At 50.3% G+C, this 21,531-nt stretch carries 18 protein-coding genes; 13 read left to right on the forward strand and 5 right to left on the reverse strand.

Annotated elements, in window-relative coordinates; all coding sequences use genetic code 11:
* Positions 1-841 precede the first annotated feature (841 nt).
* Positions 842-3,112 (reverse strand): polyribonucleotide nucleotidyltransferase, encoded by a 2,271-nt coding sequence (gene pnp, locus KS4_RS02615; RefSeq protein ID WP_145074227.1) that lies wholly within the window; start codon positions 3,110-3,112, stop codon positions 842-844.
* 970 nt (positions 3,113-4,082) lie between these two features.
* Positions 4,083-4,352: a 30S ribosomal protein S15 gene (gene rpsO / locus KS4_RS02620; RefSeq protein WP_145074230.1), complete on the reverse strand. Its 270-nt coding sequence runs from the start codon at positions 4,350-4,352 to the stop codon at positions 4,083-4,085.
* 893 nt (positions 4,353-5,245) lie between these two features.
* On the opposite strand from rpsO, the gene KS4_RS17440 reads away from it, so the two are divergent.
* From KS4_RS17440 to KS4_RS17990, 4 genes are all read left to right on the forward strand, one after another.
* Positions 5,246-5,407: a hypothetical protein gene (locus KS4_RS17440; protein ID WP_200761491.1), complete on the forward strand. Its 162-nt coding sequence runs from the start codon at positions 5,246-5,248 to the stop codon at positions 5,405-5,407.
* A gap of 142 nt (positions 5,408-5,549) precedes the next feature.
* Positions 5,550-5,708, forward strand: a complete 159-nt coding sequence (locus KS4_RS17445; RefSeq protein WP_200761492.1) for a hypothetical protein — start codon at positions 5,550-5,552, stop codon at positions 5,706-5,708.
* Positions 5,709-6,404 carry a YcaO-like family protein gene (locus KS4_RS17985; RefSeq protein WP_145074232.1) on the forward strand — a complete coding sequence of 232 codons (696 nt, stop codon included), beginning with the start codon at positions 5,709-5,711 and terminating at the stop codon, positions 6,402-6,404. It abuts the gene before it with no gap.
* Positions 6,388-6,840: a YcaO-like family protein gene (locus tag KS4_RS17990; RefSeq protein WP_200761493.1), complete on the forward strand. Its 453-nt coding sequence runs from the start codon at positions 6,388-6,390 to the stop codon at positions 6,838-6,840. Before KS4_RS17985 ends, KS4_RS17990 begins: the two co-directional genes overlap by 17 nt.
* Positions 6,841-7,043: 203 nt before the next feature.
* Here KS4_RS17990 and KS4_RS02635 read toward each other — a convergent pair whose 3' ends face one another.
* Positions 7,044-7,676: a YeeE/YedE thiosulfate transporter family protein gene (locus KS4_RS02635; RefSeq protein WP_145074238.1), complete on the reverse strand. Its 633-nt coding sequence runs from the start codon at positions 7,674-7,676 to the stop codon at positions 7,044-7,046.
* A gap of 68 nt (positions 7,677-7,744) precedes the next feature.
* On the reverse strand, positions 7,745-8,302 hold the full coding sequence (locus tag KS4_RS02640) for a YeeE/YedE thiosulfate transporter family protein (RefSeq protein ID WP_145074241.1): 558 nt from the start codon (positions 8,300-8,302) through the stop codon (positions 7,745-7,747).
* Positions 8,303-8,451: 149 nt separating this feature from the next.
* On the opposite strand from KS4_RS02640, the gene KS4_RS02645 reads away from it, so the two are divergent.
* From KS4_RS02645 to KS4_RS02680, 9 genes are all read left to right on the forward strand, one after another.
* The gene (locus KS4_RS02645; protein WP_145074244.1) at positions 8,452-8,919 is read left to right on the forward strand and encodes an ArsR/SmtB family transcription factor; all 468 of its coding nucleotides are present in this window, start codon (positions 8,452-8,454) and stop codon (positions 8,917-8,919) included.
* A 243-nt stretch (positions 8,920-9,162) separates the two neighbouring features.
* Entirely contained in the window at positions 9,163-9,381 is a 219-nt protein-coding gene (locus KS4_RS17840; RefSeq protein WP_234698843.1) for a hypothetical protein, read from the forward strand.
* Between the two features lie 261 nt (positions 9,382-9,642).
* Positions 9,643-11,259 (forward strand): DEAD/DEAH box helicase, encoded by a 1,617-nt coding sequence (locus KS4_RS02650; RefSeq protein ID WP_145074247.1) that lies wholly within the window; start codon positions 9,643-9,645, stop codon positions 11,257-11,259.
* Between the two features lie 272 nt (positions 11,260-11,531).
* Positions 11,532-14,195, forward strand: a complete 2,664-nt coding sequence (locus tag KS4_RS02655) for a TIM-barrel domain-containing protein (protein WP_145074250.1) — start codon at positions 11,532-11,534, stop codon at positions 14,193-14,195.
* A 119-nt stretch (positions 14,196-14,314) separates the two neighbouring features.
* On the forward strand, positions 14,315-15,628 hold the full coding sequence (gene hemL / locus KS4_RS02660; RefSeq protein WP_200761737.1) for a glutamate-1-semialdehyde 2,1-aminomutase: 1,314 nt from the start codon (positions 14,315-14,317) through the stop codon (positions 15,626-15,628).
* A gap of 161 nt (positions 15,629-15,789) precedes the next feature.
* Positions 15,790-17,415 (forward strand): phosphoglycerate dehydrogenase, encoded by a 1,626-nt coding sequence (gene serA / locus KS4_RS02665; protein WP_200761494.1) that lies wholly within the window; start codon positions 15,790-15,792, stop codon positions 17,413-17,415.
* A 168-nt stretch (positions 17,416-17,583) separates the two neighbouring features.
* The gene (locus tag KS4_RS02670; protein WP_145074256.1) at positions 17,584-18,600 is read left to right on the forward strand and encodes an MBL fold metallo-hydrolase; all 1,017 of its coding nucleotides are present in this window, start codon (positions 17,584-17,586) and stop codon (positions 18,598-18,600) included.
* 51 nt (positions 18,601-18,651) lie between these two features.
* Positions 18,652-18,837 carry a hypothetical protein gene (locus KS4_RS02675; protein WP_145074259.1) on the forward strand — a complete coding sequence of 62 codons (186 nt, stop codon included), beginning with the start codon at positions 18,652-18,654 and terminating at the stop codon, positions 18,835-18,837.
* Positions 18,838-19,066: 229 nt separating this feature from the next.
* On the forward strand, positions 19,067-20,215 hold the full coding sequence (locus tag KS4_RS02680) for an alpha/beta hydrolase (protein ID WP_145074261.1): 1,149 nt from the start codon (positions 19,067-19,069) through the stop codon (positions 20,213-20,215).
* On the opposite strand, the gene KS4_RS02685 is transcribed toward KS4_RS02680, so the two are convergent.
* Entirely contained in the window at positions 20,174-21,469 is a 1,296-nt protein-coding gene (locus KS4_RS02685) for a M14 family zinc carboxypeptidase (RefSeq protein WP_145081371.1), read from the reverse strand. The genes KS4_RS02680 and KS4_RS02685 overlap by 42 nt on opposite strands.
* Between the last annotated feature and the right edge of the window lie 62 nt (positions 21,470-21,531).

Below are 21,531 nucleotides of genomic sequence, written 5' to 3' on the forward strand. Positions count from 1 at the left end.
ACAGATCTTCAGCCAGCCGCGGTACTTATACGTTTAAGTTAATGTGCACTCATTGTCGAAATGCCGTCACTACTCGCATGCAAAGATCTACTCGTGAAATAGAGAGGAATAATCTGCAACTTGCGACCCTCGGAACAACTTAATCCGTACTCAAGCAGCACCACACCAAGTGAATAATCCGTGCCTCAACAAGATGCTGGACTTTGAAATGAACCAGCACATCCCCTTTGAGGGATATCCCCGCGATCATAACATCGGCCGATCGCAATGGCCTGCACAAACCCACGTTTGCGACTTCTTTGTGTCCAACTTCTACAAACTAAAACGTTCACTCTCTTTCGAAATTTGCAAACGTCTTCGCCGAAAAGCTAAACACTACATGCATTTCAACAATCTCACTATACATCCTTTTACATTTTGAAAAAAGAGGAATTTCTTGTTTCTTGCTTAAAGTGCCAATCTACATGGCACTCTTAACCGATATTACTATCCTTTTTATGCACATTTTTGCTAACTTTATCGTTTTATCCCCCTTTTTCATCACAACTTGATCATTAAAAAACATTTTGTGATGCAGATTTTTGCTGCTTTTTAACCGCCCTAAATGAGTTCTATTAAAAATGCAATGACTCTTTTTGTTAATAACGTTGTCTCAGTCTTATTCTTAAATACCCCTACTTTTATTAACTCTTATGTATGTTCTAGAACGGATGCATGTAAGCTTACACTTAGTATTCATACGTGATGACGCGCCAACTTCTTTTTTGACTCAATAAAAAAACCACGACGTCTTTCGACGTCGCGGCATCTAACTTTCAGTTAGTCACTAACTAATCAATGATTAGTCTCTGCGGCCACCACCACGGTTTCCACCGCGATCGCCACCACGACCACCGCCGCCACCGCGACGATCACCACCACGGCCACCACCGCCGCCACGACGATCACCGCCGCCATCACGTGACTTGCCGCTGCTCACGACTTCTTCTTGGACGCCTTCTTCGTCAAGCACTGCCTTGCGGCTAAGCTTCACGCGACCCTGCTCGTCAATGTTAATCACCTTAACACGGACTTCATCGCCAACCTTCACAACATCCTCAACGTTGTCAACGAAACCGTTTGACAACTCAGAGATGTGGCAAAGACCGTCTTGGCCAGGAATCACTTCAATAAAGGCACCAAAGTCGCGAACGCTCGAAACCTTACCGTTATAAAGAGCGCCAACTTTGACCTCTTCGCACAGTTTTTCGATTTCTTCCAAAGCCTTCTCAGCCTTCTCGCCGCCGACCGAACTGACGATCACAGTGCCGTCTTCTTCGATCTCAATCGTCGCGCCGGTATCAGCTTCCAATGCACGAATCGTCTTGCCGCCAGGGCCGATCAGCTTGCCGATCTTATCTGGATGAATCTTCGTCGTTAGCAGACGTGGTGCGTGTTCGGAAAGCTCGCCAACCTCAGGCTGTGCTTCTTCGATCTTCTCGATAATCTGAATACGATTCTTCTTCGCAAGCTCAAACGTCTTCGCGATCTGATCCATATTCAAGCCACGAATCTTAAGGTCAAGCTGGATCGCCGTGATACCTTCACGTGTACCCGTCACCTTAAAGTCCATGTCGCCAAAGTGATCTTCTTCACCTTGGATGTCTGTCAGGTAAATATCTTCCTGGCCTTCTTCATCAGCTTGGATCAAACCAATGCTGATACCGCCAATCGCTGCACTCAGTGGTACGCCCGCATTGAGCAATGCCAAACAGCCGCCACAAGCCGAAGCCATGGAGCTAGAACCGTTGGATTCCATGATGTCCGAGACCAAACGCACCGTGTATGGGAAGTCTTCCGGCTCAGGCATCACAGGCATCAATGCCTTCTGTGCCAGCATGCCGTGACCAATCTCGCGGCGGCCAGGGCCCATGATACGCTTCGCTTCACCAACACTGAATGGAGGGAAGTTGTAGTGCAGGTAGAATTTTTCGCTGTACTCTTCGCCGAGACCATCGATGATCTGCTCTGCTTTGGTTGTACCCAAAACAGCGGTCACCAATGCCTGAGTCTCGCCGCGAGTGAACAGGCCAGAACCGTGAACGCGTGGCAGAAGGCCCGTTTCACAGTCAATATTACGGAGTTCATCAAACGTACGGCCATCGGTACGTGAGCCGCTGCGGATAATCACGCGTGTGATGTCTTCTTCAAGGTCGTGGATCGCGTTCTTCGCCATCTTGAAGTCGCTCTTCCACTTGTTGTAGACACCAACGCCAGCATCATCAGCAGGCTCTGGGAAGCTTTCAGCCAAGAAGTTCTTAGTCGCTTCTTTGACGGCTGCGGAGCGGTCAGCTTTGTCGCCTTCCGTTGTTTTTGCAGCACGAAGCCCGTCGCCGAACTTCGCGACGATTTCTTTAACTTCTTCACTGATTGAAGGTTCTGGAATGATCTTCTCTTTACCGCACTTGGCAACTAATTCGTCGATCATCTCCACGACCTGCTTGACGTAGCCGTAGCCGAATTCAATGGCTGTGAGCATTTCGTCTTCTGGGATTTCATATGAACCGACTTCGATCATGTTCAAGCCGTCTTTGTGACCGCAGAGCAGCATGTCTAGGTCGCTGTACTCGTCTTGTGCAACGGTTGGCATGATGACGAGTTCGTCCTCAACGCGGCCGACGCGGACGTTACCGACAGGGCCTTGGAAAGGAACTGAACTAATGGACAGTGCAGCACTTGCAGCGATGCCCGCGAGTACGTCAGGCTCGTTTTGGCCGTCGTATGCGAGAACCCAGCACTGGATCTGTACTTCGTCGTGGTAACCCTTGGGGAACAGCGGCCGAATTGGACGGTCGATGTTACGCATCGTGAGGATTTCTTTTTGGTTTGGAGCGCCTTCACGCTTACGGAAACCGCCTGGGAATTTGCCAGCTGCGGATAGTTTTTCGCGGTAATCGACGGTCAGTGGGAAGAAGTCGATGCCTTCGCGGGGGTCAGCGTGTACAGCTGTGCCGAGAACGATGGTTTCGCCGTATTGGACGAGGACGGAGCCGTCAGCTTGCTTGGCGATCTTGCCAGTTTCGATGCTGAGCGTTCTTCCGCCGATTTCCATTTCTACGCGGTGTAATGCCATTTTGTCTTTCCTTAGTATCTCGAAAAATGGGCTTCAAAGCTTGTCAGGCTAATGCGTTACGATTCAGTCATATGGCTGATCGCGGTGCCAGTACTTGAGGCGATTTTCTCATGAATCGTGCCCGAGATGGGGCGCGAGCCTCGCGTGGTCTGGCGGCTGCTGCCAGCGGCCCGGTTGTTTAGCCGGTGATTGTGCTGGCTTATTCATAGGCGACAACTGCAGATAAAAATCACTCAAACATCACTGCGCAAGATCAAAATCCCTGTGGGGGCCTTGCGAGTCGGCGAAATTCAGCTGCATGGATAAAATTGTAACCATTGGCCTTCAATAAGGTTGTGGCAATCTAAGAAGCAGAGGACAGGGGGCTTACCGTACAAACTCGAGACGTGCTAAAACGCTGGGAAAAGCTGTTTGTGATCTTGTGGCAAGTGTTCAGAATTGAAGTTGCCTAGATCGTTGCGTTTTGGCTGGAAATCGCGGCGGCCTCAATGCGGGGCATGATGGCGTTGGCGAGATCCATGTAATGGTATCCCACGAATTCCGGGAATGTCAGCCGCACTGGTTATCTGCGATATTTGTTAACTCTTTTCAGTGAATGACTTGCGTGAGCTCGTCGGGCTGAAGTGAGAGATGACAAACCAAGGCAGCCCGGTACGGGTTGTGTGGTACCTACTTCGACCACACGGATTGCCAGAACTCATACCCTTCAGTAACTCGTAAAATCTTGCAATCTATGGAGTTAGTGGATGGATTTCGTGGGTGTCAGCAGTGCTGACGGGGAGGAAATCCAACTTCCGGGGGGGATGAGTTTGTTGGGAGCGTATACGGCGAGTCTTCTGCCGTCTGCTTCCGTGAACAGATCCAACCTATACGATGATCTGTCCGTACTAGGGGTTAATCGACGTGATGAACCCTTAGATAAGAAAAAAGTCTGCGTAAGCGTTAACTTATGCAGACTTAAGTAGTTAGCTTATTTACGCAGGCCGAGCGTCTTGATGAGATCGCGGTATGCGACGTAATCTTTCTTCTCAACATATCGGAGAAGTCTGTTACGCTTTGAGACCATCCCGAGGAGGCCACGGCGTGTTGAGAAGTCGTGCTTGTGTTCACGCATGTGCTGGGTGAGGTTGTTGATGCGTTCGGTAAGAACGGCGATCTGTACCTGAGGTGAACCTGTATCACTGTCACCCTGCTTGTGTTCATCAATCAGGGCTACTTTTTTTGCGTTAGTAATCGACATATTTGGCTGCCATAAGTGGGTGCTTTGCACCGGATGTAAATTCTTGTCAATTGCGAGGTTACCGCATCCTGCTGCAACAATCGCGCCAATTAATCGCCAAAGGAACGAGATAGTGTATCAGGGGGTGGGATGCAAGGCAATTGATGGCCGGGAAGTGAGGTGCCTAGCGGGGTGGGGCAGCGTTGTGTGGGGAAGGTGTGGATGAGAAGGAGAAGGGGGCTCACGGATTTTACAGTGTTTCGCATGACGTGTGCGCGCAGTTTGATCATGAACTGGCAGAAAATGAGGATTGATTTAAGCGCACACAAAAGCGACGTTGGAACCCCCAGAAGGTTATAAATTGTGCTTTAGCAGTGGTTTGGCATGTAAATTTAAAAAGGTCAGAAATCGGTTAGAAACCGTGATCTTTGGTGAGTTGTAGGTAGGGTTTGAAGTGTTTTGATTGAAGAATGGTTAGAAGCACAGGTTATCCACGACTGATTTTGCGCATAGATGCGCGTTTACAAAAAAGATTGTGCGCGCGTCACTGATTTTGGGTGGATGAGTCGCAATGCAAGCTCGAATTGTTGGATCAATGGGGTAAGGATTTCGAAGCATGGGATTGGGTTGTGATCAGGGATGCTACTAGGGAGCTGTTATGTGTGAGGGGTAAAAATAAGCGATAGTCGGTTTAATGTTGTGGAATTTGAGGATTGGGGGCTTCTCGAATTTGCATGGTATAGGGGTTGCCATGAGGGAGTTGGTGAAATTGGATTGTTGATTGGATTGGAGGTAAGCGTACTATCGCAGTGCTTAATTCGTCCTAATGGATGTATGTTGGGACGAGAGCATTGATTCACAATTTTAAAATATATGGGCATGCAATGCGTGTCATTCATTACGGAGTATGTGTTATGGGTTCATGTTACAGTGGTACGGGCATTTGTTGCCAGCTCGCGGATTCTGAAAACAACAATAATAAGTTGAATGAAAAAGAAATCCGTTTGATTCGTAATAACAACAAATCGAATGTGCGTGCGAACAATAAGAACACGAAGGTTTCGGATAAGTCTTGATGATTGGTGTATGCCGATTGAAGCAAGACGAGAGAAAATAATGAAAGCGGCAATGGCGAGAGTCGTTGCTGCTTATTTTTATAGGCGTATTCAGGGTCTATGGGTTGATTAGATGTTAAGTATTTCTTGATGAGGATTGATAATGGTTAGTCAGGATTATGAACGGAGTGTTGGAGCGGCGCGGGCGATTGGGATTGCGAAACGGGAGTTATCTGATTTGGGGTATGGTTATGAGTTGCGGATGCATGGGGGGTATTTGCCAATCAGTGAGGTGAGGGTGTTGGATGATGGGGGGCAATGAGTGGTGGCGGGGACGGGGAAAGGGGGGGATCCATTCTGCGAAGCGGGCGCGTTTTTTGAGGCGATTGAGCATTTGTATAGTGAACAGAATTTGCCTGGGCCTGAAGAGATGGTTGTGATGGGGACGCATGCTTTGGCGGATCAGGCGGAATGCGGCGGTGTAGGAGAGGGGCATCTGGGTTTGGAAATGCTGCGTGAGTTTCCGGATCAGCGGGTGTATTGCACGGCGATTAAAGAGTGGGGTGGTGAGAGGGAGCTAGTTTTGCCTGTCTTTTTTTGGTCGCCTAACTTGCTATTAGATGAGAGGTATGTGTGTGAGGATGCGAATATTGAATTATATGCGTATATGATGAAGTATTGTAGTAATAGCGGGGTTGCATCGGGGATGCGGCGTGAAGATGCGGTATTGCATGGGATTAATGAGGGGATTGAACGGGATGGATATGGTGCTTTGTTGTACCGGTATTTTTATTGTGATGAAGGTGAGGATGGGGGGTTGCCGGTGATTGATATGGCGAGTTTACCACCGAATTTACAGGGCGAATTAGGGCGAGTGGAAAGGCATGTTGGCGGGGAATGTGTGTTGATTGATGCAACGACGGATATTGGTGTGCCTGTGGTTGGTGCTGTTTTTAAGGGTAAGGGTGTCTATGGTGGTAGTGAGGTGGGGACGCCGGGCTTTGGATGTTCGCTATAATAGAGAGATTGCGGTGAAACGTGCGGTGTATGAGGCGCTGCAGATTGTGTATGCGACGGGAGCATATGAGCGGGAACGGTTGGCGATGATTGAGCGGGATCTTGAGCGGGTACGGCATGATGAGCGGTATTCGAAGTGCATTCGGTTTGATGTTGGGGCGTATCAAAAGAAAAGCGGGTATTCGTGGCGGGGATACGAAGAGGTGGGAGATGATGGTTTGATTTTGCAGGAGGCGGTAAGTGTTGCAGATCAGATTGAGAGATTGGTGGGGCGGCTGAATGAGTTTGGTATGGGGGTGTTTGTGCATGAATTGAAAGCGTTGAATCATGGTGCGCATGTGATGTGTACGCATATACCGGGGGTGAGTTTATTCTTTTTGTCGGCGAGCGGGATGATGGTGCCGCCTGCGGGGCGGACGGTCGCGGCGTATGGGTGAAGAATGATGGGGGTGCGGGGTATGAAAAAACGCTGAGCCGGGGATGTGGCTCAGCGTGACTCGAGGGGACGAGGGAAGGATCTTTTTGTGTGATTATTTAAGCGTTGTTCAATTTAAGAAATGGGCTATTGTGTTGAGATGGAGGATTTGAGTTGCTTGCTGTTTGGGCATGGTCGGTGTGTATGAGATGGCCTAAGCGTTGGTTAGGTAGTGGTTGTGGCGGCTTGTGTGGTTGGTGGGTTGGAATGTTTTTGGGTTTTGGGTTCGAGTACTTTTTCGATGAGTGTAAAGACGGCGAGTGCGATGATGATGAGAGCGAGGATGAAGTACCAGGGTGAGATTTGGGTGAGGTCAACGAGTGTGACTTTGGTGGTGGTTTTGCCGGCGATTTCGGCGGTGATGCCGAGCGCTTTGAGGAAATTGGCGGAGATTGAGGGGTAGAGTTCAGCGTAGATGCCGCCGCCGACGATCATGCCCAGGATGCCGGGGTAGATGTCGCGTGAGCCGTCGCCGAGTGCGGCCATGCCGGTGCCGGGGCAGAAGCCGAGGAGAGCCATGCCGATGCCGAAGATGAGACCGCCGACGATGTTGGCGGCGAGTGCGGCGGACTTAACGTGCATGGGGAAGTCAAGGCCGAGAGACCGCATGCCCCAGATGCCGACGGCACCGGTGATAATGGCGGTGAGCATGACTTTGAGGACGGTGTAGTCACGGAAGAGGAATTGATTGAGGATGGTGTGGTAGCGGGTGACATGTGCTTTTTGGAGGAGGAATCCGAAGACGAGTCCCGTGGCGAGGCCGGCAATGATTAGGAATGGGGAGGTGATGGTAAACATTAATGTTTGCTCCTTTGTGGGGAGGTTTTTGATTACTTGAATAGGCCTAATGTTAGTCTAATAGATAATTAGATAGAGGGTTGTGATACGGGTTTTAGGCCAAAGAGGAGGAAGGCGGTGATGACGCCGGATCCGAACATGGCGAAGAAGAATGTCCATGAGCCGAGTGCGAGTTGGAGTCCGCCAGATATGCCGTGGCCTGAGGTGCATCCGCCGGCCATGCGTGCGCCGAAGAGCATGATGACGCCGCCAAGGAATGCGGCGGTGTAGCGCTTAAGTTTGGAGGGACCGAAGCGTTGTTCCCAGAGTGGTGGGACACTTGTTTTGTAGGGTTTTGTGGGGCGTGCGAGTTTGGCGGCGATATAGGCGCCAACGGGCATGGCAATGACGAGGAAGAATTGCCAATCGAACATGTGTTTTTTAGGTGGGTTGAAGTATTTGGCGTAGTAGGTGTTGGCTTCGACGTGCTGCGGAGCGACGATAGCGGTGGCGAGGCCGGCGGTTTTGGCGAGTGTGGTGCTTGTGCCGATGGCTTTGCCGAAGCCGGCGAAGACGATCCAGCTGAGGACGCCGATGCCGATGCCGACGACATAGGGGTTCCAGCGGTTGCGAAGGGCGTTGTTCATGTTGGTTCTCCTGCGGCGAATGATTTAGATGATTCTGTTTTTGCGTGCTTGGTGTTTGCGTTTCTATGTATGAGTCAATTTCCAAAATCATGATCGACTATTCGTGAGTATATGATAAAATAATCACATAGTAATTCAAGCATATTATTGTGACTTACGATAGAATTGAACAATTAGGCGGGGGATTGAGAGGGTGGTTTGAAGGTTTGGCAGCGGTGTGTATACGACAGGCGTGTTTGAATGATGAACAGTGGATGTATGGGTCTTTAAATAAAAAATATGTAAAGATGCGAAAAATGAACAAAAAAGATCAGAAGCGATATGAGAAGCAGGCGGAGATGTTGGCGTCGATTGCGCACCCGATCCGGGTGGGGATTGTCGATTTTCTGACAGAGGATGAGGCGTGTGTGGCGGATATCGCGGAGTATGTGGGGTCGGAGCGGTCGAATGTATCGCGGCATTTAAGTGTGCTGCTCAAGAGCGGGGCGCTGGTGTGTCGTAAGGATGGGTTGCAGGTTTTTTATTCGCTGTCGACGCCTTGCACGGCGAAATTTCTGGAGTGTGCGAATCGTGTGTTACAGTACAAATTCAAGGAAGAGGCGAAGCTGTATGAGTAGGGGAATTGAAGGGTGGTTTGCAGGCGATTGGTTGTGTGTTGGGAAAGCGACTAGTCACCGGTGGTGGCGGGCTTGAAGGAAGGGGCTGGTGTTGTGGAGACTATATTAGAGGGGAAGGCGCATAGAAAAAGGCATGAGTAGGGATTCATGCCTTGGAGGAGAAAGATAGTTTGTGTCTCTTTTAATGCGTCCTTCATCATGGCTCACTTTTGACTAGTGGCGCGATGACGAAAGTTGAGGGGAGTGTCGCAGGCTGGCTGCTTTGGTCTCTGGATCAAGTCCCATGAATTGATCGAAAAAGCGTGTTTGATTGCGGGTGCGTTTGGGCGGTTGGTTTGGATGGATGGTTGCCCAAACGCGGCAATCGGTTGTGAGTTTTCGTTCAAACAAGAGCATTTAAGTGAAGCGTTTTGCGTGGTGAGGGTGTTGGCGTTCATCACGCGGTTTGCTTCGTTTGTGTGAACTGTTTGAAGTAAAGCATGCGGCGGAGAAATGTCCAATAGGTAGGTGAAAAAGTGCAGAATTGAAGGCGATGGAGCTGTGGTGGCGCGGGTGAGTGGAGATGGGTAAAAGGTGGGATTGTATGGATTGGGGGAGGACGGGGAGGCGGAGGAGGGGGGTAAGCAAATGAGGCGGTTTTGGTGTGAGGGCGAGTGCGGGTAGAATGATGTGCTGCGCGGGCTGAATCGTGCAGGATTTACACTTAAGAGGGGTTTGGGATACATGAAAGCAGGAAATAAGCTGATGCGATTTGAAGAGATGGGACTAATTGAGCCGCTGATGAGGGCAGTGAGCAAGAAGGGGTACGAGACGCCGACAGAGATTCAGCGTGAGGTGTTTAGTGATGTGATGGCAGGTAAGGATGTGCTGGGGATTGCGCAGACGGGTACGGGGAAGACGGCGGCGTTTGCGTTGCCGATCTTGCAGAAGCTATATAAGACGAAGCCAAAGGTGAAGTTGAAGGAAGGGAAGAAGCCGGGGAAACGTGGTGGGGGCCGAAGACGGGATGTGCGGGATGATCGTGCGATTCGTGGGTTGGTGATGGTGCCGACACGCGAGTTGGCGGAGCAGGTGAGTGAGAGTTTCCAGGCGTATGGGCAATATACGGGGTTGCGCCGGGCGGTGGTTTATGGTGGTGTGAAGCAGGGCCGGCAGGTGATGGCGCTGGAACGCGGGGTGGATATTCTGGTGGCAACGCCGGGGCGTATGTTTGATTTGATGGAGCAGGGGTATGTGAATCTGGACAAGGTCGAGATTTGTGTGTTGGATGAGGCGGATCGGATGCTGGACATGGGGTTCTTGCCGGACATCCGCGCATTGGAAAAAGCGTTGCCGAAAGGTGCGCAGCATTGCATGTTCTCGGCGACATTACCACGATCTATTCGCGGGTTAGCTGATTCAATATTGAATGATCCGGAGTTTATTGAGATTGAGCCAGAGACGATTGCGGCGGAGACGGTGCATCAGGTTTTGTATGAAGTTGAGCGTAAGGACAAGCCGGCGTTGCTGAGGCAGTTGCTGAGTGAAGAGCATTTGAAGCGCGTGCTTGTGTTCTGTAGAACGAAGCGTAATGCGGACAAGCTGGTGCAGCGGCTTGCGAAGTTTCACTTTACGGCGGAATCGATTCACTCGGATCGGTCACAGGGTGCGCGGCAAAGAGCGCTTGACGGGTTTAAGAATGGTGATGTTGATGTTTTGATTGCGACGGATATTGCGGCGCGTGGGATTGATGTGTCGGATATTTCGCATGTGGTGAATTATGATTTGCCGGAGGATCCTGAGACGTATATTCACCGGATTGGCAGAACGGGTCGTGCGGGTGCGAGTGGAGATGCGATTTCGTTTGTGAGCCATGATGATGGGAAGGCACTACGGCTGATTGAGCGTTTGTTGGGTTGGCATATCCCGATTAAACAGCATAGTTTTGAGAATGAAGATTTAGCTGAGATTTTGGCGCGTGGTGGTAAGAAGAAGACTGAGTTGAAGAAGAAGAAGGTGAAGACGCGGCCGGGCGTTGGTCGTGTGAGTGGTGGGAATGCGGCGGCGCCGAAGGGCAAGACGAAGAGTAAGAAAAAAGCGAGTCGTAAGGCGGTTTCTGATAAGAAGCAGACAAAGCGAACGATTACGAAAAAGGCAACCAAGAAGAAAGTTGCGAAGAAGGGCGACTCCTTTAAGAAGGGCGGTTTGAAGAAGAAGGCTGCTAAGAAGAAAACTGCTAAGAAGGTTGGCGCGAAGGGTAAAGGCGGTGCGAAGCGGAGCAGTAAGGGTGTTCGAAAGAAGGCATCACGTGCTGGCGCGATGAAGCAGCGAACCGGGGGCGGTGTGAAGCGTAAAGGGTAGGGGTGTTTGACTAAAAATATTAGTTTTTTGGTAAAAGTCACGGTTGGGATGACTTGGAGCTATCGTTTGGTTTTTTAGTTGTGTTGCACGTTGTTTTTGTACAGATCTTTAGTTGCTGTGAGTCGTATTTCTGTATTGAATGGTGTATCAATTGTGCTATATTGTGAGCACCTTTACCGGGTTACTTGTTATTTGGTTTGAGTGCTTGCGCATCTTATATCGAAGATGTGTGAGCTAGTGTCTATTTGTATTCAGATTGGACAGGTGACTGTGTGAAGTGTTTTCAGTGGCGATTGATGTTGTTGCATGTGATTGTGCTTGGTTTGTTTACTGGTGTGTTGATGGGGCAATCGGTTGGGCCGGCGGTTGATGATAACAATGTGCTGGATGTGTTGGATGTCACGATTGATGGGCCGAAGGCGCGGTTGGTGCATGAGGGTGGTCAGGATTTTGTTGGGTTCTGGGATGAGCTGGATACTTCTATCTATTGGAAAGTTAGAGTCGTGAAGGGTGGGGTTGCGAAGGTGTTTGTGTCGCAAGCTGTGCCAAGGGAGTACGCGGGCAGTGAGTATGCGTTTGTGGTGGGTGATCAGGAGCTACGCTCGAAGACGGTTGGAACGGATGAATGGGCGAGCTTTGAAGAAAAAGAAATTGGAGAGGTGCGGCTTGAGGAGGGTGTGATTGAGGTACGAATGAAGCCGATGCGGCATGTAGAGCCGAACCTGTTTATGTGCTTGAAAGCGGTTCGATTTGAAGGTGATGTGGTTGTTGAGGCGGTGGGTGAAGATGATAATTTTGAGCCTATAAAAACAGGGGATAGTGGTTATGTTCGTGATGGGGTGAGGGCGTATTATCCGGCGGATGTAGTGGATGTTGCGGGATATGAATCGTTGATGATGGTGGAGAAGCTGCCGATTATCCAACGGTTTAGCGAAGAAGAAAAAACAGGGGAGGGAGATGTGAGGTTTGAGAAGAATGAGGGGCGGTATCGGGCAACGATTGATGTGCCGATGGGTGGGAATGTATATGGCGGTGGTGAGGTGACGGGGCCGCTGGAGCGAAGCGGAATCAAAACGAAGTTTTGGAACTCGGATAATTTTGCGTATGTAAGAGATCGTGGAAGCCGATTGTATCAGACGCATCCGTGGATGATGGTGGTGCGTGAGGATGGGAGCGCGTTTGGTGTGATTGCGGATTCGACTTGGCGGGGACAGGTTGAGGTGAGTGAGGGGATGATTGTGTTTACGTTTGATGGGGAGCCGTTTCGTGTGTTGGTGTTGGAGGGTGATGGGCCGGAGGACGTGTTGATGAAGTTGGGTGAGTTGACGGGGAAGATGAAGCTGCCGCCGAAGTGGGCGCTGGGTTATCAGCAATGTCGTTGGTCGTACGAGCCGGATACAAAGGTGATGGCGATTGCGGATGAGTTCCGAAAGCGAAGATTGCCTTGCGATGTGATCTGGATGGATATTGATTACATGGACGAGTTCCGTGTGTTTACGTTTGATAAGCAGAAGTTTGGGGATCCGAAGGGGCTGAATAATTATCTGAATGAGCGTGGTTTTAAAGGGGTTTGGATGATTGATCCAGGTGTGAAGAAGGATGATGAGTCGGGGTATGGGGTGTATGAGAGTGGTACGGCGAAAGATGTTTGGGTGAGGGATGCGAAGGGTGAGGTTTATGAAGGGGATGTGTGGCCGGGGGCGTGTGTGTTTCCTGATTTTACACGTGCGGATGTTCGTGAATGGTGGGCAGGGTTGTACAAGGACTATATGGCGCAGGGTGTGAGTGGTGTGTGGAATGATATGAATGAGCCTGCAGTATTTAGCGGGCCGGACTACACGATGCCGATGACGAATTTGCATGAGGGGGATGATGAAATTTCAGCGGGGACGCATCGTGAGTATCACAATGTGTATGGTTTTTTGATGGTGAGAGCGAGCCGTGAGGGGATGATGCGAGCGAACCCGGAGAAGCGGCCGTTTGTTTTGACGCGGTCGAATTATTTGGGCGGGCAAAGGTATGCGGCAACCTGGACGGGGGACAACAAATCGACGGTTGAACATATGGAGTTGTCAGTGCCGATGACGTTGACGCTTGGTTTGTCGGGGCAGCCGTTTAACGGGCCAGACTTGGGCGGATTTTCTGAGCAGCTTGACGGTGAGTTATGGGCGAAGTGGATTGGGTTTGGGACGATGTTCCCGTTTGTGCGTGGTCATGCAATGAAGGGGATGAATGATAAGGAGCCGTGGGCGTTTGGTGAAGTGGTTGAGGATGTGTCGCGTGTTGCTTTGGAGCGGCGATATCGTTTGATGCCTTATTTTTATACGGTTTTTGAAGCGGCGAGTCGGACTGGTTTGCCAATTATGCGGCCGATGTTTATGGCTGATGCAAAGGATCAATCGCTGCGATATGAAGATCGTGCATTTTTGGTTGGGCAGGATTTGATGGTCGTGCCAAGATGGGCTGAGGATGTGGCGTTGCCGAGTGGTGTGTGGGAGAGTGTTTCCTTGGTGGGCGAAATGATTGATGATGAAAAATATCAGGCTGACTTGAAGGTGCGCGGTGGGGCGATCGTGCCGATGGGGCCTGTGATGCAGTACACGGATGAACGGTCGTTGGATGAATTGACGTTAGTGGTGGTTTTGGATGAACGTGGTGAGGCGCTCGGAGAGCTTTATGAGGATGCGGGAGACGGGTATGGGTATCAGAAGGGTGAATATCTGAGAACAACGTATCGTGTGGTTATGAATGGGAGGAAAGATATACGCGTTTGGATTGAGGGTCGGGAAGGCCGATGGAAGCCAATTGAGCGGAAGGTTGTGGTTGAGGTATGGTCGGATGGCGAAAAACGAATGGGTGTTATTGAACGAGAGGCGGACTTGGAGGGGAATGGGGTATTCGTTGAATTATCGGGAATGAAAGCATTGGCTCAATGAAGTTTTTGAGCTAATGATTTGTGAAAAAATGAGGAAAAGCAATATGCGGCTCAAGCACTTTGGTGTTTGGGCTGCATATCGTGATACACTTACCAGATATGAATGAAGAGCAGGTCAAAGTGGATCGGTATGCAAAGTCGCGAGATGCGTTTGCTTGGGCAAAAGAGGTGATGCCTGGTGGGGTGAACTCGCCTGTGCGCGCGTTCAAATCAGTTGCTGGCGGGGGTGATGAGATTGTGCCTGTGACCGTGAAGAGCGGCAAAGGTGCGATGGTGATGGATGTGGATGGGAACGAATATGTAGATTATGTGCTGTCGTACGGGCCGCTGATTCTGGGGCATGCTCCGGAAGTAGTGAGTGCTGCGATGAGCAAGGTGATGCGCAGCGGCTGGACATTTGGGATGCCGACGGAGGTAGAGACGCAGTTGGCGCAGTTGGTGACAGATGTGGTGCCGAGCGTGGATGTGGTGCGGTTTGTGAATTCGGGTACTGAAGCGGTGATGAGCGCGATCCGTTTGGCGAGAGCTGCGACAGGGCGTGCGAAGGTGATCAAGTGTACGGGGTGTTATCACGGGCATAGCGATTCGTTGTTGGTGCAGGCAGGCAGTGGGGCGACGACGTTGGGCGTGCCGAGTTCGCCGGGCGTGCCGGAAGCGATTACGCAGAATACGTTGCTGGTGCCGTTTAATGATCTGGTGGCTCTGGATGCGGTGCTGAAAGAGCAGGGTGATGAAGTGGCGTGCTTTGTTGTTGAGCCGATTGCGGGGAATATGGGGTGTGTGCCGCCGCAGGATGATTATTTGGAAGTTGTGCGTGAGTTGTGTGATCGTCATGGCGTGCTGCTGATTTTTGATGAGGTCATGACGGGGTTCCGTGTGGATCTGGGTTGTGCTCAGAAGTTGTACGGCGTGATGCCAGATTTGACGTGCATGGGTAAAGTGATCGGCGGGGGTTTGCCTTGTGCTGCTTACGGCGGGCGAGAAGATTTGATGCGTCAGGTAGCGCCAGATGGGCCGATGTATCAGGCGGGAACGCTGTCGGGGAACCCGCTGGCGATGGCGGCTGGTTTGGCAACATTGGAAGTTTTACGCGACACTGATGCGTACGGCGTTCTCGAAACCCAGACTGCCTCACTCGAGCTTGGCATGAAACAAGCAGCGAGCGATGCGGGCGTCTCGGTCTATACCACACGTGTGGGATCGATGTTTGGCATGTTCTTCTCGGATAAGCCGGTTTATAACTACGAAGACGCGACGGCTTGCCGCGTGGATGAATATGCAATATTTTTCCAAAGTATGCTTCACCAAGGGGTTATGCTCGCGCCGAGTGCCTATGAGACCTGGTTCACTTCGACACAGCACGATGAATCGGTTATCAATATGACCATTGACGCCGCTGCGGTTGCCTTTAAGAAGGTTGCAGGAGCTGTGTGATCGGTTGATGCGGCAGCATCGAATCGGTGGGGAGAGGGACATTTTTGACAGATTGTTATGCGATACCGGCTCCAGAATGGCGGGAGCGGCTATCGTTATCTCAGATGCTTCGGCATCAAAACTTCCACAAACTCCACGAATCGGAGAGAAGGGAAATAGCCATGAGCACATTTCGTATTTTGGCAGCTGATAAGCTCGCCCAAGAAGGCCTCGACTACATTACCAAACAGGATGACTGTGAACTGGTCAACAAGCCAGGTCTCACGGAAGAAGAGTACGCAGAATTGATTCAGGACTGCGACGCGATGATCGTCCGCTCCGGCATCAAGGTCACGGCAAAAATCCTCGAAAACCCCGGTAAGCTCAAAGTCATCGCGCGTGCAGGCGTCGGCGTCGACAACATCGACCTCGCTGCCGCAACCGAAAAAGGTATCCTTGTCGTTAACACCGCCGCAGCATCAACCATCACGACTGCTGAACACGCGTTCGCGCTCATGATGTCACTCATGCGTAACATCGGCCCAGCCTACAAAGGCATGACCGAAGGAAAGTGGGACCGCAACAAGTACACCGGTCGCCAACTCATGGGCAAGACCCTCGGCGTTGTCGGCTTTGGTCGCATCGGTCAAACCATGGCAGAGCGCGCTCTCGCCTTCGGCATGGACGTTGTTGCATATGACCCATTCATCAATGCTGAAACTATGATGGATGGCCGCGTGAAGATGTTCAACAACTTCGAAGACATCCTTCCACTCATCGACATCATCTCATTCCACGTACCGCTCAACGACGCAACGCGTGGCATCCTTTCAGCCAAAACATACCCCAAGTGCAAAGACGGCCTCTACGTCGTTAACGCTGCACGCGGCGGCGTCGTCGATGAAGCTGACCTCCTCGAAGCGCTCGACAGTGGTAAAGTCGCCGCTGCCGCAATGGACGTCTTTACATCTGAACCACCAACTGCTGATGATCCTTTACGCAACCACCCACGCGTACTCATCACGCCGCACCTCGGCGCTTCGACTAAAGAAGCACAGCAAGCCGTTTCAGTTGACGCTGCTGACAACTGCATGACCTACCTTCGTGGCGAAGGCATCGTCGGTGCCGTCAACGCGGGCAACCTCAAGATCAACCTCAGCCCAGTTCAAGAAAAATACGTTGACCTCTCAAATCGCATGGCCAAACTGCTCAGCCCAATGATCACTCGCGGCATCGCAGAAGTCACCATCGAACTTGCAGGCAAATCGCTCGCTGCTGGTCTTTCGATGATCGAACGTACCGCGCTCGTCGGCCTCTTCGAGCATCACCTCACCGACCCCGTTAACATTATCAATGTGAACCAGGTCGCTGAAGCTCGTGGTATCAAAGTCAAAACCGTCACGACCGACGACGACAAAGCCACCGGTCTCACCATCGAAGTTACCGGTCCAGCTGGCGCTGTCGACGATGAAACCAATGCTGATGACAAGACTCGCCGCATCGTTGGCCGCGTTTACGATGACCTCAAACCACGTATTGTCGAGATCAACGGCTACCACATGGACATGATCCCTGAAGGCCCGATGATTCTGCTCCTTAACGAAGATAAGCCTGGCATGATTGGTCTCGTTGGTTCAACCTTCGGCAGCGAAAATGTCAACATTGCTGACATGACCATCTCGCGTCGTGGCAATACTGCCATGATGGTTTTCAAAGTTGATAGCGAACCAACCACCGCTCAACTCGAAACCATCAAGACCAAAGAAGGTATCCTCAAGACCGCATCCGTTCAGTTAGCTGAAGCCTAATAATTGATTAGAACATCAAAACGCCGCCAACATCAACAGTTGGCGGCGTTTTTTTATATACAAATTGATGCTGTCTTCAAGGACTCACCTATCAACATGGGGAATGCACTAAATATCCAAATTGCTCGAACAAACATAATGTGAGTGAATCGAAAACGGAGATATTCTATGCCATCAAACAACGATCAATATACACTCACACGCCGCGCGGCCCTCACTACGATGGGGATCGGTGTGACGGCTTCTGCAATACTTCTCAATCAATCATGTTCGCAAGCACAGTCTGTGCCGAATTCAAATACCACAGAAGCACTGCAGGGTGCTGGCTTTTATCGATTTAATATCGGTAATATGCAATGCGCCGTTATTTCTGACGGCCAAAATGTGATGCCGCCCAAAACCTTCGCGCAAAACGCAAGTGAAGCTGCGATCAATCAGGTGCTTGAAGAAAATTATCTCAGCACCAAAGAAATCCCCACACAAATCAACACGATGCTCGTGCAAACCGCGGGCATCAACATCCTCGTCGACACCGGGCTTGGTGGCGGGGTAGGGCCTAACAATGGGCTTACCGTCAAACATCTCAAACGCCTCGGTCTTGAACCCAAAGACATCGGTATCATTGTCATCACGCATATGCACGGCGACCACATCGGCGGCCTGTTCAATGACGCTGGCGATAAGATTTATCCAAACGCAGAACTTGTCATCTCAAAACAAGCACTTGATTATTGGCCAAATGCCGGCTCGAGCAATGACACGCAACGAATGCAGCGATTGGTTAGTGGTGCTAACGAAGTGCTTGCGAGGTATAAAGGTAATGTACGAACGGTGATCGGTGACGATGAGATCGTGCAGGGTATCAAAGTTGTCCCGCTTTTTGGACATACTCCTGGCCATATTGGTTTGAATATTGCCAATGGCAGTGATCAGCTTTTTTACATCGCCGATACTGTACATATGGTTTATATGCAGATGCCGCATCCTGATTGGCATGTTGCTTTTGATATGAACCCGATTGAGGCAGAGCAAACACGCAAACGTGTCTTCGAACTTGCTGCCCAAGAAAGGTTACTCGTTGCCGGCTCCCATATACCCTTTCCCGCCCTTGGTCATATCCGCAAACAATCCGTTGGCTCTGGATTTATGTGGCAACCCATCATCTGGGTTTGGAATCCTGCCTGATTATTTTTAATATCTATTCGGTGAATAGTAGCCGCCGCCAAAGGATGTGCTATGTGGTGGTTCGTCCGTTTACATGCACTGATTATCGCTGCAAAAAGTAATCAAATGATCCGCAGCGCGATCACTGTAGCCCGTGGTACGCTTAGATCGAGCAAAGCCCAGAAGCCCGTTATTGTCGCAGCGTTGATCCATCTCATGAGCATCATCCTTCAGCAGGTCGGCATGATAAGGCAATAAAATAAGTAAGCACTAACATTACGAGTATTAATGTAAGTAAATGCTTTTCTTATGTCAAGTGAATATTGTGTGTTGACTCGAATCTGAAGCTAAGTGTACTGTAAGTCTATTTTAGTTATGATCTTACGGCTCTTGCTGTGATAGTCTCCTAGATGCGGAGGGCATCAATTTTTAGGTCAGCGATGAAGAAAAATCATCTTAAAGCAGTTAAATAACTGACGAAACAAGTATGGAAACGACGCCCCCCCATCGGTTGCCGTGGATCTTGGCTTGTCTGATCGCGTGCATATTCGTGACGCCCGTGCATGCTCAAGAAGAGGTTGCGATGTGGGCCCAGTGGCGTGAGCGGATGGAAAAGCATATCGCCCAGCGTAGCGGGATCATCGCTTGGGACATCCCATATCATCTGCCAACACCTGATCGACAACCCAATCTTAAGCAATCACTTGACGTCTATTCAACGAATAGCCCGCAGCTTCAGCCCGTCATGATGTACGTCCACGGCGGTGGTTGGAAGCGAGGTGATAAACGTGCTGTTGGCGCAAAAGCCAATTACTACCTTGAGCAAGGCTGGGTTTTTGTCAGTGTCAATTACCGCCTTCATCCCGAAGGCATGTACCCTAAGAACGCACAAGATGTAGCTGATGCTGTTGCGTGGGTCTACGAATCAATCGAAGCATATGGCGGTGATCCCAATCAAATCTATCTTATGGGGCATTCGGCTGGCGCCCATCTCGCTTCGCTTGTTGGCACGGATCACAGCCTGCTTGAAAAACATCAAATCGCTCCCAAAACGATCAAAGGTGTCATCTCACTCGATACCGCAGTTCTCAATTTACCTCGCTTGATTGACCAGGACGGCGGCATTCTTTACCAAAAAATATTCGGAGATAACCCTGCAACTTGGGAAGAAATATCACCCATCACTTATGTTTACGCTGAAAAAGAGTACCCGCCATTTCTTCTTGTCGTTGCGGGTAATGATGCGAATCGTCTTGATCAAGCCGAATTTTTCGGTGCATCACTTCAGCAAACTGGCAGTGAAGTTTTTATCCTTGATGCAGATGATAAAACCCATGCATCTGTTAATCGTGAGATTGGTACAGCGGATGATTACGTCACCCAGCAGATCACTGCATTTATTCTTCAAACAAAGCAATCCCAACCACCATCCCAGCCACAATCACAACAGCCAGAGCAAACAGACAACCAATCGCCCGCTTTGCCAGCTACTCATCCGGAAACAGAAAACTCGGCTCCATCAAATGAAGCCGAGTCTGAAGTAGTTGAAGTCATTGATCAATCAAACGAATTGCCAGTTGAGCCATCGGCAGAATCAACGCCTGCGAATGATCATCAACCCGCTCAATCCGAGTAATAAGATCGAAGATGGTTCCGGTATCGGCACCAGGGTCTCTGCAAAAGCTAACGCAAAGCTCTCGCCTAAATCTTTGTAATACTCAAGTGGATGTCCCAAAGAGAACATTGTCTCAAAGGTCATATCGAACTCAGCATCCATATACGCCTCTGCGAAGTTTGTTGTATGCCATGCTGTTCCCGTCGATTGAATCGGGATCAGTTGCGGCTCCATATCTAACAAGCTCAAGAAAAACGGGTCGTTCTGATTATTCTTTTCATACGGCAAGTATGCAAAATCCGTCTGCGCACTCGTCGGAATCGTTGAATGGAAGTCGATAAAGTAATCGACATCCGCTTCAGTGTCTCGCATCATTGCCTCAGCCGTTGTCTTGATGTCCTTATGCGTGTCATATAAATCAGGATGCCATAACCGATTCGGATCTTGTTCCGAATTCTCTATCGTCGAACGGTTGTTCCCCGCATATCGGCCGTCAGGATTCAACATCGGGTACACATAAAACTCAGCATGCTTTCGCAGTTCACGCATCCGCGGATCTTCCGACACGAGCATATCTACCATCGCTTCAAGCGTATGATTGCCCAGCACTTCATTCGCATGCTGCCCAGACGTCAACGCAATTTTCGTCTTTGACTGATTCGATGACGTATCTGTGATCTTGTATCCAAACATATTCTTCGGAGTCACAACCCGCCCCATGTCGTCCACACCACCCGGCGATTGCCCGATCACGAGGTTCGAATTTGCGCTCTGTGTCGAGGACACATACTGATTCCCAATCAACGAAGCCGTATGTGCTGCCGATCGGCCATAGGAATACGGATACGCATAGGCGACATACACCTCATCCTGCGTAAATCCTTGATTATTCGAGAATCGGTATCCCCCCTCAAAATCGCGACCATTGTTATCGAAATACGTCCAATTCTGCTGGTCGTACGAATAAATCATTTGATGATTGTTTAACCGCGAGGACCCACCCGCAAAATCATCTGAGATCCAAAATTTGGTCGCATCACTTTGCACCCCCGAGGCTTTGAAATACAACCATCGCCAATCGCCACCGCCATAAAAATTATCTCGCCCCGTCAGGATCACATCACCTGATACCGACGATACAAATGATCGCCCTGTATCTAGTGATCCATGATCGAAATTAGCGTCAAGCTTCACCTCCCCAAACACAGAATCAGTCACAAACCCCGCACCCAACAATGCTGTCGCACCAACAGCTGCCTTCAATGTCCCTCGCATGTTACGTCTCCATTAAGTAGCGCGAACTAATAGCCGCTCGATTCAATCGAAAGAAAGATCTA

This window comes from Poriferisphaera corsica, from assembly GCF_007747445.1.
Lineage (GTDB): Bacteria > Planctomycetota > Phycisphaerae > Phycisphaerales > Phycisphaeraceae > Poriferisphaera > Poriferisphaera corsica.

Excerpts from the sequence above, each read along its gene's own strand:
- pnp (WP_145074227.1), bottom strand. The coding sequence starts at position 3,112 with ATGGCATTACACCGCGTAGAAATGGAAATCGGCGGAAGAACGCTCAGC.
- rpsO (WP_145074230.1), bottom strand. The coding sequence starts at position 4,352 with ATGTCGATTACTAACGCAAAAAAAGTAGCCCTGATTGATGAACACAAG.
- KS4_RS17440 (WP_200761491.1), top strand. The coding sequence starts at position 5,246 with ATGGGTTCATGTTACAGTGGTACGGGCATTTGTTGCCAGCTCGCGGAT.
- KS4_RS17445 (WP_200761492.1), top strand. The coding sequence starts at position 5,550 with ATGGTTAGTCAGGATTATGAACGGAGTGTTGGAGCGGCGCGGGCGATT.
- KS4_RS02635 (WP_145074238.1), bottom strand. The coding sequence starts at position 7,676 with ATGTTTACCATCACCTCCCCATTCCTAATCATTGCCGGCCTCGCCACG.
- KS4_RS02640 (WP_145074241.1), bottom strand. The coding sequence starts at position 8,302 with ATGAACAACGCCCTTCGCAACCGCTGGAACCCCTATGTCGTCGGCATC.
- KS4_RS02650 (WP_145074247.1), top strand. The coding sequence starts at position 9,643 with ATGAAAGCAGGAAATAAGCTGATGCGATTTGAAGAGATGGGACTAATT.
- serA (WP_200761494.1), top strand. The coding sequence starts at position 15,790 with ATGAGCACATTTCGTATTTTGGCAGCTGATAAGCTCGCCCAAGAAGGC.
- KS4_RS02670 (WP_145074256.1), top strand. The coding sequence starts at position 17,584 with ATGCCATCAAACAACGATCAATATACACTCACACGCCGCGCGGCCCTC.
- KS4_RS02675 (WP_145074259.1), top strand. The coding sequence starts at position 18,652 with ATGTGGTGGTTCGTCCGTTTACATGCACTGATTATCGCTGCAAAAAGT.
- KS4_RS02680 (WP_145074261.1), top strand. The coding sequence starts at position 19,067 with ATGGAAACGACGCCCCCCCATCGGTTGCCGTGGATCTTGGCTTGTCTG.
- KS4_RS02685 (WP_145081371.1), bottom strand. The coding sequence starts at position 21,469 with ATGCGAGGGACATTGAAGGCAGCTGTTGGTGCGACAGCATTGTTGGGT.